Origin of the sequence: Sphingobacterium sp. UME9 (assembly GCF_014170215.1) — a bacterium.
Classification (GTDB): Bacteria; Bacteroidota; Bacteroidia; order Sphingobacteriales; family Sphingobacteriaceae; genus Sphingobacterium; species Sphingobacterium paramultivorum.
On record NZ_LZZP01000010.1, the window covers coordinates 366,457 to 381,853 of the forward strand.

The 15,397-nt window shown below is 42.3% G+C and carries 13 protein-coding genes; 8 read left to right on the plus strand and 5 right to left on the minus strand.

Features of this window, described 5'->3' with window-relative positions:
- The 3 genes from rfbC to rfbA are packed head-to-tail and all read left to right on the plus strand — an operon-like array spanning position 1 to position 2,303.
- The gene (gene rfbC, locus A9970_RS16835) at positions 1-558 is read left to right on the plus strand and encodes a dTDP-4-dehydrorhamnose 3,5-epimerase (RefSeq protein ID WP_182983133.1); all 558 of its coding nucleotides are present in this window, start codon (positions 1-3) and stop codon (positions 556-558) included.
- Between the two features lie 3 nt (positions 559-561).
- Positions 562-1,419 carry a dTDP-4-dehydrorhamnose reductase gene (gene rfbD / locus A9970_RS16840; RefSeq protein ID WP_182983134.1) on the plus strand — a complete coding sequence of 286 codons (858 nt, stop codon included), beginning with the start codon at positions 562-564 and terminating at the stop codon, positions 1,417-1,419.
- A 20-nt stretch (positions 1,420-1,439) separates the two neighbouring features.
- Positions 1,440-2,303 (plus strand): glucose-1-phosphate thymidylyltransferase RfbA, encoded by an 864-nt coding sequence (gene rfbA, locus A9970_RS16845; RefSeq protein ID WP_182983135.1) that lies wholly within the window; start codon positions 1,440-1,442, stop codon positions 2,301-2,303.
- Between the two features lie 12 nt (positions 2,304-2,315).
- Here rfbA and A9970_RS16850 read toward each other — a convergent pair whose 3' ends face one another.
- Positions 2,316-2,600: a hypothetical protein gene (locus tag A9970_RS16850; RefSeq protein WP_182983136.1), complete on the minus strand. Its 285-nt coding sequence runs from the start codon at positions 2,598-2,600 to the stop codon at positions 2,316-2,318.
- Positions 2,601-2,709: 109 nt separating this feature from the next.
- A complete protein-coding gene (locus tag A9970_RS16855) occupies positions 2,710-4,143 on the minus strand; it encodes a tetratricopeptide repeat protein (protein WP_182983137.1) in 1,434 nt (477 codons plus the stop codon).
- A 119-nt stretch (positions 4,144-4,262) separates the two neighbouring features.
- Here A9970_RS16855 and A9970_RS16860 point away from each other — a divergent pair, with 119 nt between their 5' ends.
- The 5 genes from A9970_RS16860 to A9970_RS16880 all read left to right on the plus strand — a co-directional run bounded on the left by A9970_RS16860 (position 4,263) and on the right by A9970_RS16880 (position 11,308).
- Complete coding sequence (locus tag A9970_RS16860) at positions 4,263-5,372, plus strand: acyltransferase (protein ID WP_182983138.1); 1,110 nt, start codon at positions 4,263-4,265, stop codon at positions 5,370-5,372.
- Between the two features lie 243 nt (positions 5,373-5,615).
- On the plus strand, positions 5,616-8,681 hold the full coding sequence (locus A9970_RS16865; RefSeq protein ID WP_182983139.1) for a beta-L-arabinofuranosidase domain-containing protein: 3,066 nt from the start codon (positions 5,616-5,618) through the stop codon (positions 8,679-8,681).
- 137 nt (positions 8,682-8,818) lie between these two features.
- Positions 8,819-9,496 (plus strand): response regulator transcription factor, encoded by a 678-nt coding sequence (locus A9970_RS16870; protein WP_182983140.1) that lies wholly within the window; start codon positions 8,819-8,821, stop codon positions 9,494-9,496.
- Positions 9,493-10,776 carry a cell wall metabolism sensor histidine kinase WalK gene (locus A9970_RS16875; protein WP_182983141.1) on the plus strand — a complete coding sequence of 428 codons (1,284 nt, stop codon included), beginning with the start codon at positions 9,493-9,495 and terminating at the stop codon, positions 10,774-10,776. The genes A9970_RS16870 and A9970_RS16875 overlap by 4 nt, the downstream gene beginning before the upstream one ends.
- A gap of 82 nt (positions 10,777-10,858) precedes the next feature.
- Complete coding sequence (locus A9970_RS16880) at positions 10,859-11,308, plus strand: PepSY-like domain-containing protein (RefSeq protein ID WP_182983142.1); 450 nt, start codon at positions 10,859-10,861, stop codon at positions 11,306-11,308.
- A gap of 106 nt (positions 11,309-11,414) precedes the next feature.
- Here the strand turns inward: A9970_RS16880 and A9970_RS16885 are convergent, their stop codons facing one another.
- The 3 genes from A9970_RS16885 to A9970_RS16895 form a co-directional block, all read right to left on the minus strand.
- Positions 11,415-12,434, minus strand: coding sequence for a DUF4625 domain-containing protein (locus A9970_RS16885; protein WP_182983143.1), 1,020 nt, complete (start codon positions 12,432-12,434; stop codon positions 11,415-11,417).
- Positions 12,435-12,478: 44 nt separating this feature from the next.
- Positions 12,479-12,955, minus strand: a complete 477-nt coding sequence (locus tag A9970_RS16890) for a DUF4625 domain-containing protein (protein ID WP_259655420.1) — start codon at positions 12,953-12,955, stop codon at positions 12,479-12,481.
- Positions 12,956-13,171: 216 nt separating this feature from the next.
- Complete coding sequence (locus A9970_RS16895; protein WP_182983145.1) at positions 13,172-15,340, minus strand: TonB-dependent receptor; 2,169 nt, start codon at positions 15,338-15,340, stop codon at positions 13,172-13,174.
- Positions 15,341-15,397 lie beyond the last annotated feature (57 nt).

Genomic DNA, 15,397 nt, shown 5'->3' on the forward strand with positions numbered 1-15,397 from the left:
ATGACCTATACGGAAACAAAATTAAAGGGCTGTTTTATACTTGAACCGACCGTATTTGAGGATGAAAGAGGTTATTTTTTTGAATCATTTAATGAAACGAAATTAACGGCGATACTCGGTTACACACCACACTTTGTGCAGGACAATCAATCCAAATCACAGTTTGGCGTGGTGCGTGGCTTGCATATGCAAATTGGTGAATATGGACAGGCAAAACTAGTCCGTGTTGTTGAAGGTAAAGTATTGGATGTCGCTGTCGATGTGCGTCCAGGATCACCCACTTTTGGGCAGCATGTTTCGGTTGAACTTTCGGCTGAAAATAAAAAACAATTATTTGTACCTAGAGGCTTTTTGCATGGCTTTTCTGTATTGTCCGAACATGCGGTCTTTTTCTATAAATGTGATAACAAGTATCATAAAGAGTCGGAAGATGGTGTAAATCCATTGGATATGGAACTTTCTATAGACTGGCAAATTCCTAACGAACGAATGATTCTCTCACAAAAGGATCAGGAGGCACAATCCTTTGAAGGGTTACGTTTGAAATTAATATCATAGGGTATGCGCATTGTTATCACCGGAGCTTCAGGGCAACTTGGCTCAGAGCTAAAAGATCTTTTGCTGGATAATACCCAAAAGGAGTGTTATTTTTTGGATCGGAAACAATTACCATTGGATCAAATTACCATCATACAGCAAATTTTGGCAATGTATGAGCCGGACCTTATTATCCACGCGGGAGCTTATACGGCTGTGGATAAGGCTGAGGAGGATCAGGTAACGGCTGACTTGGTCAATCACGTAGCTTGCGAAGAAATCGCACAATACTGTCATTTGCATGGTACACGTTTAATCGCTATTTCAACAGATTATGTTTTTGACGGGTCTTCTGCTTCTGCTTTAACAGAAACTGCCGAAACCGACCCCATCAATGTATATGGACAAACGAAACTGGCGGGGGAACAGGCAATCCAAAAATGGTGCCCTGAAGCAATTATCATACGTACCTCTTGGGTATATTCCGCCTACGGCAAAAATTTTGTTAAAACCATGTGTCGTTTAATGGATGAGCGTGAGGAAGTAGGTGTCATTAACGATCAAATTGGAAGCCCGACCTATGCGAAGGATCTAGCCTTGGCAATAGTAAAAATAGTGGATTCCTCCGAATGGGAAGGTGGGATCTATCACTATAGCAACGAAGGTGAAATTTCCTGGTACGACTTTGCTGTAGCGATACGTGATTTCAGTTCGTTCGATTGTCAGGTAAAACCGATTCCGACAAGTGAATACCCTACACCTGCTCGCAGGCCAAAGTACTCGTTGCTCGATAAATCGAAGATCAAGGAAGTTTTTGCAGTTGAGGTACCCCATTGGGAAATAAGTCTGGCTAAAATGTTGGCCGAAGAATTTAAAAATTAAGAAGGATCTAAACAAAGACTATGAAAGGAATTATATTGGCCGGAGGTTCAGGAACACGACTACATCCACTTACGCTGGCGGTAAGCAAACAGCTGATGCCTGTATACGATAAGCCGATGATATATTACCCCCTGTCGACCTTGATGCTGGCCGGGATAAGGGAGATTTTGATTATATCAACACCACAGGATCTTCCAAATTTTAGAAAATTACTGGGTGATGGTACACAATTAGGCTGTCGGTTTGAGTATAAAGAGCAACCGAGCCCCGATGGATTGGCACAAGCCTTCTTATTGGGCGAGGAATTTATTGGTAACGATAAGGTCGCCCTTATTCTCGGAGACAATATTTTCTATGGATCGGGCTTATCAAAGCTTTTGCAGTCTTGTGCTGACCCCGATGGAGGTGTTGTTTTTGCCTATCCTGTTCAAGATCCTGAGCGTTATGGGGTAGTGGAATTTGACGCTGAAAAAAATGTTGTTTCTATTGAGGAAAAGCCCGAAGAACCCAAATCGAGTTATGCCGTTCCAGGGATTTATTTTTATGATAACGATGTCGTTGCTATTGCTAAAAGTATAAAGCCTTCCGCAAGAGGTGAATTGGAAATTACCGATGTTAATAAGGAATACCTCCGTCAGGGCAAATTAAAAGTGGGTGTTTTCGATCGCGGAACGGCCTGGTTGGATACGGGAACTATTCAGTCCCTAATGCAGGCGGCGCAATTTGTCCAAGTGATTGAGGAACGGCAAGGAATGAAAATAGGTGCTATAGAAGAGGTAGCTTATCGCATGGGCTATATCGATCGGCAACAACTGCTAAAAATAGCAGCTCCGTTGAGTAAATCGGGTTATGGCGAATATTTAAAACGGATTATAAAATCATAAATAGCCCCCGTTTTATTGCTTTATATACGCTTCATAGGTATTGCTGAGCACTTCTCCTTTTTCATTAACACGGTTAAGCGTCCTATCGTTTACTAGCACATAACGTAGGGATAGCTTTTGCTGATTTTTTATTGTAGTAATCACAAGATCTTTATTGTCGGTGAGGGCATAGGTACCTTCCTCTTTAATACCTGTAATTCGTTCTCCCTTTAGCTGCACGATTTCATAATTATTACTTTTTTTGAAGTTAATCCGAAGATAATTGTCACCCCCACCGTAAATAATTTCTGCATCCATGTCTTTGCGAAGCCAAGATGTTTCAGTGAGAATATCATCTTCCTGGAAGACAGCATTTTCATTAGACCCGCAGCTAATAAAGGCAAACGATCTTAGGGAAAAACACTGTTTATCTAGGAATATGGATCGTGAAAGTACTTCCGAATCCAATAGTGATCAACATACTTTTAATTTCATGCGCTGGAAGGTCAACGATTTTTGAAACGGAGAGCAAGGCCTGAAATGTTGATAAAGGGCTTCTCAAATCATGAGACACGACAGAAAAGATACTAGCCCGAAAGCGATCTGCGTGGACCAATTCTGCGTGTTGCTGCTTGATTTCTGTCGCCTGTTCTTCTACTTTCAATTTCTCCTGATGTAATAATTTATTCTTTTTGACGAGTAAAAGAACCATAATAGAGATAATTATAAGGACAAAAAAGGTGGCTAGCCAAATCAGTTTTATCCAATGGGCTTCTCGTTCTACATGCGCGTTTTTTAAGAGTAGGTTTTTGTTTTCAAGCTCCTTTTTTTCACTTTCATATTTTTCGCGAAGTTCTTCCCTGATGCGCACACGAAGCGTCGCAGCATCCTCATGAAATTTGCGGTCCAAGCTGTCCTGGTCGCTGAGAATGACGTGTTGGTTTTGATCTTTGATCGCCTTTGCTATTTTATCGAAATCTCCCTGTAGGTCTTCTGTTAGATTGGTGAAGCCGCTTTTGGCAATGATGCCCTTGATGAGAGCGACTTCTTGTTCGGCAAGATCAAAGCGCTTTTCTTTGACATAGATATTTGCCCGGTTGATACGGGCATAACTTTCGCCAACAGGATCTTTTTTCTTGGTGGTGATGTCTATCGCTAGATCGGTATAATAGGTGCTCCACTCAAGTTTATCTGCCTTGAGATAGAGGTAGCTCAATAAAATGTAGGTATTGAAAAGATCAACATCCGGCGCATTGGCTTTACAGAACTCTACCGTTTTTACTAAATAATCGATGGCATGCGCTACATCCTGTTTCTTCTCTCCATTTAATGCGTTTTGGGCATATATATTCCCGATATTGGTCGATATATTGGCTCGATTCCTCGTGTCGCGCAGTTCCTTTGCAAGATCTAGTGCGCGTTGATAATATTTTAAGGCCTGCTCGGGGTCGTAGCTCTTATTAAACACGTTTCCTATATTCAGAAAAGAAAGCATCATGCCTTTTTTGTCGTTGCGTTCTTCTCGTTTTTTGAGTACGTTGAAATGGGTTTTTACACTTTCATCGAAGTTATTTAGCTTCAGGTATATAACTCCCTGTAAATTTAATAAATCAATCTGCAACGCCGCAAACCTTTTGTCGGTAGCAAGGCCTAATCCTCTGGAAACGATTTCTTGCGCCTCTGTGGGATTGCTGCGATAGATTTCAGATGCTACTTTGTAATAAGCCAATATTCGGGTCGAATCGTTACTTGCCTCCGATAGCTGCTTATCCAACTTGTCCCAACCACTGTTTTGGGCATGTGCCTGAAAGTTACAAACTACGATTAGGATAACAATAAATAGGAAAGATAGATGGCGCATCGGTTTCTCATTTGAATGAGCGGTAAAAATAGCAAATATCCGTAATTAGTAGGACACTTAATTGTAAGGTATTCTATTTCGGAAGAATAGGCAAAATTATTGGCTATATTTGCAGCCAAATGTCTGAGTCCAAAAGAATTTACCAAATCGATCTGTTTCGTTTTATTGCAGCATCTGCCGTCGTATTATATCATTATTTATATCGGGGGTATGCTGCCGGAAATATGTCGCTACTGGGTTTCGATGGCGTCGGAGAATATTTTAAATATGGCTACCTGGGCGTAGACTTATTTTTTATCATCAGTGGTTTTGTGATCGCTTTTTCCATCAAGCATCTTTCGTTGCGTAAGTTCTGCTATTCCCGTTTCAAGCGCTTGTATCCGATGTATTGGATTTGTTTGCTGTTGACTTTTACCGTTTCTTATTTTTGGGGCGCACCGCGTTATCATGTCACATTTACACAGCTATTGGCCAATCTGACCATGGTGCAAAAACTATGGGGACAGGGGGATGTCGATGGCGCTTATTGGTCGCTCTATGTAGAGTTGAAATTTTACCTGATCATCGCTTTATTCCTTATTCTGAATCAATTTAAAAAAATAAGTTTAGATTACCTGGTGTATTTTTGGCTGCTATTGTCCAGCTTGCGCTTTTTTGTTGGGCCTTCTGAAATTTATGACGCACTCCACGAGTTCTTTTTGCTCGATTGGAGCGCCTACTTTATTGCTGGAATTATATTTTGTCAGCTCTTTTTACAGGGGCCCAAAGTCCAGCATTTTGTGGCCTTACCTTGGTGCTTGTACATTTCCATCGATGGTGCCGTGGGGCGCATTCATTGGCTGGAACGGACTTTCCACAGTGACTTTTCACCTTATATTATTGGAACCACCATCGTTGTGTTTTACCTGCTTATGTTGCTGGTTTCCTGTAAAAAGCTTCAGGCGATCAATTCGCCGAAATTCGTTAAAATTGGCATGTTGACCTATCCGCTGTATTTAATCCATCAACACATCGGCTTTATCATTTTTAATCACCTGTATCTGTATCTGAATAAATACCTGCTCCTTTCAGGTGTTATAGTTCTTATGCTCGCCGTGGCTTATCTGCTAAGCGACCGGATTGAACCGCGGATCATGAAGCATTTTCGTAGCATATTGGCGTTTTTACCTCTCCTGGCGGGCTGTAGGATTTGTGGGCCCGTGGACGACAGTAGACTCGACGGACAGTAGTTAAAATCTGGAGAATATCGGCTAAAATAAACCTATGTTTAATGATGTATACTCATTAATTTTATAAATGTCAAATAGACAGCAATACAAAACATATTCTTCGACTTTGGAGGCTTAATAGGCTGCTTTTTATCTTGTTCGTCATCTTTAAAGACAATAAAAGGAAAAGATACGGTAACAGCGTTCATCCAGCTAGAAGGTGATCATTAAACATTAAATCATCAGCGAATAATAAATAGCGATATGAAAAGATATACGATATATTTTGCAGCAATTCTTACGATTTTTATCAAAACGACAGCTATAGCTGTGGCACAGAGTGGGGATCAGATCTTGGACGGTATTGGTGAGACAGGCATGGTGGCCCGTTATGTCTTTGATGGGGATTTTAAGGATTGGTCGCGCAATGGACTGCACGGTAAATTTCAGGGCACAAAAGCTTCATTTGTTTCAGATAAGCAATTTACAAAGGTGCTTTCTCTGGCAGGAGGAAAGGATGATTTCGTCGTACTTCCACCGCAAGTGCTCAATGATCTCGAGTCGATCAGCATAACAGGCTGGGTGTACTTACGCGCAGCGCAGTCTGGCCAGTATTTATTCGATTTTGGACAAGACATCGCCCGGCATTTTGCTGGAACAGCAACTGGTACAGTGCAGCAAAATGGCTACATGGGGATAATCGCCCGAAAGAAGACCGAAGTAAAAAATGCAGTCTCTTCGGCTGTGCCATTAAACAAATGGGTGCATCTGGCCATTGTGGTTGACATAGCTTCAGGTGCTATGCAAACGTATTTGGATGGTATGCCTGCTGGAGAGGTTAAAGATATCCCACAGGAGTTGGCTGAAGTTTTTGGACAGACCGGTAGTAAGAGGACTTTATACATCGGAAAATCCCTGTTGGGTGGAAACGTAAGTTTAAATGCACTATTGCATGATTTTCGGATTTATCGCGTGCCACTGAATCGAAACCAGATCGGCATGGTGTACAGAAACGCATTGAAGGGTGTAAGTGAAGATATTGCTTCTAAGGGTAAGGCTGAGGATGACTTACCGCGATTTCCAATGAACAAAGCGGAGCTTTATAATGCCTTTTTAACAGGGGTAACAGACGTGACCGTGGAAACGGAGGTCGGTGAGCTACCCCGATTGCCGAGTTATGTCGTCGGGACTTATAAAGACGGTATGGTAGGGCCGAAAGTGCGTGTGTTGTGGCCTGCACCAACCGACAATAGTGCGGTCTCGCAGCAAACAGCTTATACAGTCACGGGGCGTGTTCCCGGGACTGATCTGAAACCGAAAGCCATCATTGCCGTTAAAGGGCGGGCAAAGTCCAACTTGCCTAACTTAAAATTGGACGCATTTCATTTGGATCAGGTTTCCCTTAATACGGATGTAAAGCATCATCAAACGAAGTTTATTGAAAATCGGAATAAATTCATTGATACATTGGCAAAATCGGATCCCAATTCATTCCTCTATATGTTTCGTCACGCGTTTGGGCAGAAGCAACCGGCAGGTGCGCAGCCTTTGGAAGTGTGGGACAGTCAGGATATCAAACTGCGGGGTCATGCTACAGGACATTACCTGACGGCAATTGCACAGGCGTATGCGAGCACAGGGTATGATAAAGCGCTCCAGTCAAAATTTATGGGGAAGATGGATACCATGGTCAACGTGCTTTATGCCTTGTCAAAGTTGTCGGGCGCACCGAGGCAAGGGAAAGAAGCGGGGCAGGCTTATGTCGCAGATCCTGCTGCGGTACCTTATGGCCCCGGTAAATCGGCTTATGATTCTGACCTGAGTGACGAAGGAATCCGTACAGATTATTGGAACTGGGGGCTAGGTTTTATCAGTGCCTATCCCCCGGATCAGTTTATTATGCTCGAGCATGGTGCAAAATATGGCGGGCAGAAGAACCAAATTTGGGCTCCTTATTATACCCTGCATAAGATCTTGGCCGGCCTGTTGGATGTTTATGAGGTAAGTGGAAATAAAAAAGCATTGCAGATCGCGCAGGGAATGGGAAATTGGGTGTATACGCGTTTAAATCAAGTCCCGACCGACACACTGATCAAAATGTGGAATACCTATATCGCCGGCGAATTTGGCGGGATGAATGAAGTGATGGCAAGGTTATACCGTATAACGGGTGAAGAGAACTATTTAAAAACCGCCCGTTTATTTGACAATATTGATATGTTCTACGGCAACGCAGCGCATGCACATGGACTGGCCAAAAATGTAGATACTTTTAGAGGGCTACATGCCAATCAGCATATTCCTCAAATTGTGGGCAGTATGGAGCTATACCGGGTGTCCAATGAGCCTGAATATTATAAAATAGCGGACAACTTTTGGTATAAAGCCACCAACGATTATATGTATAGTATCGGTGGTGTGGCTGGGGCAAGAAATCCGGCTAATGCCGAATGTTTTATTAGCGAGCCGGCGACATTATATGAAAATGGATTTTCTGCAGGCGGGCAGAACGAAACCTGCGCAACCTATAACATGCTGAAATTGACAAGTGACCTGTTTATGTTCGATCAGCGCGCAGAGTTGATGGATTATTATGAACGTGGATTATACAATCATATCTTAGCGTCTGTTGCGGAAAATAGTCCGGCCAATACGTATCATGTGCCTTTACGCGCGGGATCTATCAAGCAGTTTGGAAATGCTGATATGAAAGGCTTTACCTGCTGTAATGGTACGGCTATTGAGAGCAGTACCAAATTGCAGAATACGATCTATTTTAGGAGCAAGGATGATCAGGCGCTGTATGTCAATCTGTATATTCCTTCTACCTTACATTGGACGGAACGCGGAATCAGCGTCGAGCAACAAACAAGTTTCCCGAAAGCGGATCAAACATCGCTTAAGATAAAGGGGAATGGGAAATTTGAACTTCATGTGCGGGTGCCAAGCTGGGCAACAAAGGGATTTTTTGTTACAATCAATGGTGTTGATCAAAAAATCAAGGCTGAGCCCGGAACTTACCTGACCTTAAACCGTAACTGGAAAGATGGGGATGTGATCAACCTTAAAATGCCATTTCAGTTTCATCTGGATCCGGTTATGGATCAGCCCAATATTGCAAGTCTGTTTTATGGACCAGTCTTATTAGCAGCCCAAGAACCTGCAGCAAGAAAGGACTGGCGTAAAGTAACCTTAGACGCAAAGGATATTGCTAAGTCTATTAAAGGGAATCCCGAAACATTGGAATTTTACATTGATGATGTGCTTTATAAACCTTTTTATGATACTTACGGACGTCATTCGGTTTACCTGGATGTCAGCTTAAAATAGGAGGCTAGCAGTGTATTCCTAAATCTTTCCCAAATTCAAGGTACATTTGTCATAAACAATTGTGTATGTAAATTGTCATTTAGCATGGACAGATTACTATTGTTTACACAAGTTTTCCTCTAAATAGAATTAAGAAGATGAAAATATTGGTTATTGAAGACGAAGCGGATTTAAGGGAAATTGTGAAGACATCTTTACTTAAGGAAGAATATACGGTAGAAACTGCCGCTGATTATGGATCAGCCCTTGAGAAAGTCGCTGTTTATGATTACGATTGTATCCTGCTCGACATCATGCTGCCTGGAGGCAATGGTTTGCAGATCCTCGATCAGCTCAAAAATGAGGGTAAGTCCGATAATGTGATCATTATCTCCGCAAAGGATTCTTTGGACGATAAGCTAAAGGGACTCGAACTTGGAGCCGATGACTATTTGACAAAACCCTTTCATATTGCTGAGCTGAACGCACGGATTAAAGCCGTGTTACGAAGGAAACAACGGGAAGGTAAGCATACATTGGAAATGGGAAACATCGTGTTGGACCTCAATGAACGCTGCTTATTTATTGCACAGGAGCCTGTGCCGTTAAATCGGAAAGAGTTCGATATGCTCAACTACTTCTTACTGAACAAAAATAGACTGGTCAGCAAAAGTGCGCTGGCAGAACATGTATGGGGCGATAATACGGACCAAGCGGATAATCTTGATTTCATCTATTCACAGATAAAAAACTTGCGCAAAAAATTCTTGGCTAGTCATGCTGATGTGGATTTTGAAGCGGTATATGGAATCGGTTATAAACTTGTCGAAAAATGAGATTAGCCAACCAAACACTAAAGTATCTTTCTATCTCCGTGTTGGTGGTCATCGCCCTCTGGTCAACAGTGTTCTATCTATTTATGCTGGAGGTGATCCACGATAATATCGACGAAGAACTCGAAAACCAAAAGCGGCTCATTATCCAGGAACTTTCTAGCAATCCCACCGTAGCTCCAGATTTAGAGTTTGGTATAAATAACTATAAGGTACGCCAGATTTCCGAAGAACAAGCCCTGAAGATGCAAAACGTTTATAAGGACACCATGTTGTATATGCAGGACGATGATGATCCCGAACCGGAGCTGGAACCAGTCCGAATGTTGACGACAGCATTTGAACATCAAGGACATTATTATGAACTTTCGATCATCAACTCGATGATCGAAGAAAGCGATCTAATCAAGAATCTCTTTTATTCTGTTGTTATTTTATTTGTTTTGTTGGTCATCAGTATCGTATCCATCAATAAAGTCGTAATAGAACGTTTATGGGGACCATTATATATTTTCTTGGATCAGTTGACACGGTTTCGTTTAGGTAAAACCAAGCAGAAGCCTACTATGGATACGCAGATCCAAGAATTTAAAGATCTACAGCTTGCTGTGGCTACCTTAATTCGCCATAACGAGGAAAGCTATGAACAACAAAAACAGTTTATTGGCAATGCTTCGCATGAATTACAGACACCGTTGGCCATTATGATCAACAAATTGGAAATCATGGCGGAAACAGAGGGGTTGAACCAGGAACAGTCTGAGACTGTTGCAGCGGTATTGGCAACTGCAGAGCGGCTTGTTCGCCTCAATAAATCCTTGTTGCTGTTGAGTAAAATTGAGAATAAGCAATTTTTGCACAATGAGGATCTTTCGTTCAATACGCTTGTACTAAATATTGTGGCGGAGTTTGAGGCTATTGCTGAATTTAAACAGGTAAAAATCAATGTTGTACAAGAAGATCAGCTGAGTGTACAGATGGATGGTGCTTTGGCAAATATAGTGGTATCAAATCTCCTACGAAATGCTTTGTTCCACAATAAATTGGGTGGCGAGGTGAATATCCATATAACGAACAAAGGGCTGACCGTGTCCAATACAAGTACACATGCAGCGTTGGATGCTAACCTGGTATTCTCCCGTTTTTATAAATCAGATGCAGCATCCAAAGGTACTGGCTTGGGGCTTGCCATTGTGCAGGCCATCTGTCACCTCTATGGTTTTGCAATCGTCTACCATTATGAAAACCATCAGCATAGCTTTCAGCTCAATATGGTCCCTTAGAAAATATTCCAGGAGCAGGCATGTGTTCCCAAATCTTTACAGATTCGCTTTTTTACTTTGTAGTACACTAAAAAATAGAATCATGAACTGTAAATTAATCTGGAGTGCTTTCGTACTTGCACTGACAACAACAGGAGCTATTGCTCAAGATATACCACAAAGTCAAGTTCCCGCTGTCGTGGTGAATAGTTTCCAGCAGAAATTTCCAAAAGCCAAAAAAGTAGATTGGGAATTGAAGGGGAATGTTTATGAAGCTGAGTTTGAAACGGGTTTATTTGGCATTGACCAGGAAGCTTGGTTTCAGCATAACGGAAAACTTTTGCGGTATAAAACTGAAATCAACAAAAGAGAACTACCGAAGAGTGTGCTGAACCGGGTGAAAAGAGATTTTCCGGGCTATCGCATTGAAGACGCAAAAAAAATTACCGCCGAGCAGAAAGTGAGTTATGCGTTTGAAGTGAAAAGTCGAAAAGAGGAGTGGAAGGTGGTACTCGATTCAGAGGGAAATGTGCTTACGAAAGTAAGGGACTAGGCCGATATTTCTGTACAAATAAAAAAACCTTCATGATTTTACACGCACTCATAGGGGCGAAATCATGAAGGTTTTTTTGGTAAGTAGGCCGAGTTTATTGCGCTAACTAATCTTCTCCTTCCTCTGCGTGGAGTTCAAAAGATAGTTTTATGAGATCCTGACCAGCAAACTTAGCGACATAATCCGAAGAGTTCCAATCAGCACGGGTAACTTTTGCTTTTGTGGTTGCATCGTTAAATTTGCGAAGTACAAAGACTACATTTTTTTCGCCTTCATTATCTTTTCCTGCTGTAAAGTACGTGATGATTCCTGTGGTCTCCGTTGCTCCGTTGACTGCAGTGCCATCACCGTAGGTCGCCTCTTTCGTTTGAAAGATCGCACCACTTCCTGTATTGCTATTGGGATTAAGAACAAAAGAACCACCTGTAAGGAACGCTTTATAGTAGTCTGCTGTTGCTTTATTGACAATGTATTGCCCCTGGATTTCTTTTGAAGAAGTATCAAATTGTTTTAATTCAATTTTATAGATCCCTGCGGGATGGAGGTGAGCATGTCCTCCTGCCAATACTGTTCCCTTCTCATCAAAGCTGATAACAATTGGTTCTACCTTTTCTTTGTCGGCAAGATCATGGAAATGGTCTCCATGGGCTTCGCCGGCTACTTCCGTAAATATAAGCTTATAGGCAACTTTGGCATCTGTACCTTGTATGGTTAATGGGGATTCTACAGTAGTTGTATTTCCGGCTTTGTCGGTTACTGTAAAATGAAAATGATAGGCTCCTGCGGGTGCATCCGCCGGAACATCGATGTGTTCATGAAATGTCGCATTTTTTACACCAATGTATTTCCCATCCGTATAGGCTTTTGTGAACTTATATTGACCACCACCTTCCTGATGAACCTCTATTTCGATCTTAGCAATGAGTGCTTCGGCGAGAATATCGCCTTCAAGATGAAGGTCTGATCCTGCCTGAACAGTTTTGTTATTGCCACTGCCGATTTCGAGTGCGGTAATCTGGGGCTTTGCAAGTGCTGGAATTTCCTCGTTATCTTTCTTACAGGATGATAAAAAACCGAAAAGAATTGTACTTAACAGGAAGAAGAAGCGAATGTTTCTAGTTTTCATGTAAAATGGATTTAATTAAATTGAGTTGATAAATATGTATGGTATTATTCGAGTATACGGATGCTGATTCCTTTTTGGCTGCTCCATCCCGCCAGGTCAGTCACCTGGATCATAAAATGATAATTGCCCGGATCGATATCGGCTGGTACATCAATCTTTAATTCGGCATCGTATTGCTGTGGCTGACCCGGAATATTGACCGTCTTGACTAAAGTAAAGGGTTTGATAGGCGTTTTGATAGGTTCTATAGTACACTCTCCGATTTCTGTGCTATGCGAATGATGGTCAAAATTGTGGTGTACATCAATACTATAGCTTCCGAGCGCTACATTGTCGGATAGCTTACTGTGGAAAGTAAAGCTTGTACCGCGTTTAATGGTGCTGCACTGTTTTGGAAAGGCTGTTTCGGAATCGATGGCGATGACCGGTTTTTCGGTGTCGATACTTTCCTTATCTTTCTTACAGGCAACGGCCATCGTAAGTAACACCGCGATAAGTGTATATTTTTGGACTGTTTTCATAGGAGATCGTTTCATTTTTAAATTTTTATTCATTCGTATATCTTTTATTGTTAGCATGCCTGTGTGATGTTCGGTTATTCAGGTGTCTTCGTTACAAAATTGTATAAGAGTTTACTGTACGCTTCGATTCACGTAATTCATTGCGATCAAAGGCTTATTTAAAGCGGTTGTCTTTCGGTAGATGTTATTTTTATTCTTCATTCACGGTGATTCATGTTATGATCTGGACTGTTTTCCAAAGGGAACTCCAACGGATAGAATAAAATTCCTCCCCTGTTCAGGCAATGAGATCAGCCGATAAAAGCTGGTATGATCCATATACTTCTTATCAAATAGATTTTGAACCTGTAAGCGTAATTGGAGGGCAGATCCCGAAAACCGCAGCTGTGTGCCTGCTCGAAAGTTGAAAACCTGATAAGCTGCTGTGGACTCTTCTGGCGGAACAATATGATGCTGCGCAGCTGTCCATTTGCAATCGACGGAAAAGTAGGTCTCTTTAAAATATTTGCTATTTTTTGCTGTCCAGCTGATGTCCATCAACGCTGAAGGTGCCGGAGAGAACGGAAGTGTATAGCCTTTCTTTGCACCAGATAGTTGTTCTGATCGGACATATTCGCCCAATAATTCTACTTTCCATTGTTTTAAAGGCTGATAGCTGAGCTTCAATTCAGCTCCATAGCGGCGAACACGGCTTTCCATATATTCAAAGATTTGATTGCCGGCACCATAATATTGATCGTAGCGCGACGTGGGGTTGAGGTAGATATAATTGGAAAAGTAATTAAAGAACGGCGTAAAGGCGACAAAGACTTTTCTGGGACTCCAGGTCAATGATAAATCCAGCTGGTAGGATTGTTCGGGCGACAAGGATTGATTACCTTTTTCATAACTGAAGTAGTGATAGTTGACACCATTAGCACCGAGCTCCTGTGCAATAGGGGCCCTGAAACTCTTTCCTAGATTGATTTTGGTTTCCAGATCTCCGAATTGATGTGCCGCTCCTAAAGACCAAACCAGGCTATTGAAACGGCGACTGAGCGCTGAAGCCCGAACTATTCTTCCCGACTGATGGTCTTCCAGCTGTGATTCGAACCAATCCTGATAAGGTGAGGTCTGAATATGGCTGTAATCGTAACGCAACGCCCCGTAAAGCATCGTTTGGTCCGCGAGCTTGTATTGATCGTAGACGAATAGGCCCATTGCTTTTTGGTTAAAAGAGGGGATGAGGAAGCTCCAGCCATCGATCCGATTGTCCTGATACTCTCCATTTGCACCTAGGGTAAGTCGATGTCTGGCCAACTCAAATTGGTCTTTTACAGTGATACTATAGACTTGTTTGTCATACAACCTTTCCAAATTGATTGGGATAGTCATATCTTTTGGATAAACAGGTGGCATATAACCATGCGCGGTGTAATTGTTGTATTCTTGCCGATAGTTTTTCTGATAACCCAGGTCTATCCAAAGCTTATGCTTATCCAGATCGATAAAGTTGCGGTTAATAAGCTTCAGGTGATTGACCGTCTGGCTAGGGAAACCAATGTCCCGACTGGATTTGTCATAAAGAGCTGTATCTACGCCCCGTGGTTCCAAGCCATGCGCATTGGCAAAGAAGCCAAACTTTGTATGATAATTACTCAGATAGAAAATCGAAGAAAAACGATCCGATAGATATCCACCACGTAGTTGAAAATGTGTTTCTCGTCCTGCCGTGTTGCGAACATGCCGATCTTTCAGGCGTACCGCATAATTGTAGACATAGACGGTATCTGTGGGTACTCGGTAATCGCCATATTCCAAGTGCGTGAATCCACCTCCAAATACCCAATTCCCCTTTCTGCCCTGTGCTTGTAGCGATCCGCCAAAAGTCGCGTTGTTTGACTTTGTCAATAGGTTAAACTGCCCTTTAAAACCTGTCTCCTGTAGTTCCGCTGGCGGTGCTAACCGAACGACACCGCCAATGGCATCTGAGCCATATAGAAATGAGCTGGCCCCCTTAAGTACCTCGGCACTTCCCACACTGAATTGATCGATTTCCAGTCCATGATCCAATCCCCACTGCTGGCCTTCATGTTTAATGCCATTTTCTACCGTGGCCACACGATTAAATCCGAGCCCTCTAATCTGGGGTTTAGATTGATTGGCACCTATGCCGATGGCGCTGACACCGGGAAGCCGGCTTAATGTCTGCATTAAACTTCCCGTCTGGTATTTTTGTATAGAGTCGGCAGTCAACAGCTGGATCGATAATGCGCCCTCTGCTGCGCGGTGATAACGTCGCCCGCCAACTTTAACTTCTTCAAGCTCGATGCTCTCCTCCTGTCCATAACACGGGAGAAATAGTTGTTGTGCTGCGATAATTGAAAAAATAATATACCTATTCATCTATGTGGATTCGATTCGTAAAGCGTAAGTCGTGCAATCCATATGTATTCCAAGTAG

Excerpts from the sequence above, each read along its gene's own strand:
- rfbC (WP_182983133.1), top strand. The coding sequence starts at position 1 with ATGACCTATACGGAAACAAAATTAAAGGGCTGTTTTATACTTGAACCG.
- rfbD (WP_182983134.1), top strand. The coding sequence starts at position 562 with ATGCGCATTGTTATCACCGGAGCTTCAGGGCAACTTGGCTCAGAGCTA.
- rfbA (WP_182983135.1), top strand. The coding sequence starts at position 1,440 with ATGAAAGGAATTATATTGGCCGGAGGTTCAGGAACACGACTACATCCA.
- A9970_RS16850 (WP_182983136.1), bottom strand. The coding sequence starts at position 2,600 with ATGGATGCAGAAATTATTTACGGTGGGGGTGACAATTATCTTCGGATT.
- A9970_RS16855 (WP_182983137.1), bottom strand. The coding sequence starts at position 4,143 with ATGCGCCATCTATCTTTCCTATTTATTGTTATCCTAATCGTAGTTTGT.
- A9970_RS16860 (WP_182983138.1), top strand. The coding sequence starts at position 4,263 with ATGTCTGAGTCCAAAAGAATTTACCAAATCGATCTGTTTCGTTTTATT.
- A9970_RS16865 (WP_182983139.1), top strand. The coding sequence starts at position 5,616 with ATGAAAAGATATACGATATATTTTGCAGCAATTCTTACGATTTTTATC.
- A9970_RS16870 (WP_182983140.1), top strand. The coding sequence starts at position 8,819 with ATGAAAATATTGGTTATTGAAGACGAAGCGGATTTAAGGGAAATTGTG.
- A9970_RS16875 (WP_182983141.1), top strand. The coding sequence starts at position 9,493 with ATGAGATTAGCCAACCAAACACTAAAGTATCTTTCTATCTCCGTGTTG.
- A9970_RS16880 (WP_182983142.1), top strand. The coding sequence starts at position 10,859 with ATGAACTGTAAATTAATCTGGAGTGCTTTCGTACTTGCACTGACAACA.
- A9970_RS16885 (WP_182983143.1), bottom strand. The coding sequence starts at position 12,434 with ATGAAAACTAGAAACATTCGCTTCTTCTTCCTGTTAAGTACAATTCTT.
- A9970_RS16890 (WP_259655420.1), bottom strand. The coding sequence starts at position 12,955 with ATGAAAACAGTCCAAAAATATACACTTATCGCGGTGTTACTTACGATG.
- A9970_RS16895 (WP_182983145.1), bottom strand. The coding sequence starts at position 15,340 with ATGAATAGGTATATTATTTTTTCAATTATCGCAGCACAACAACTATTT.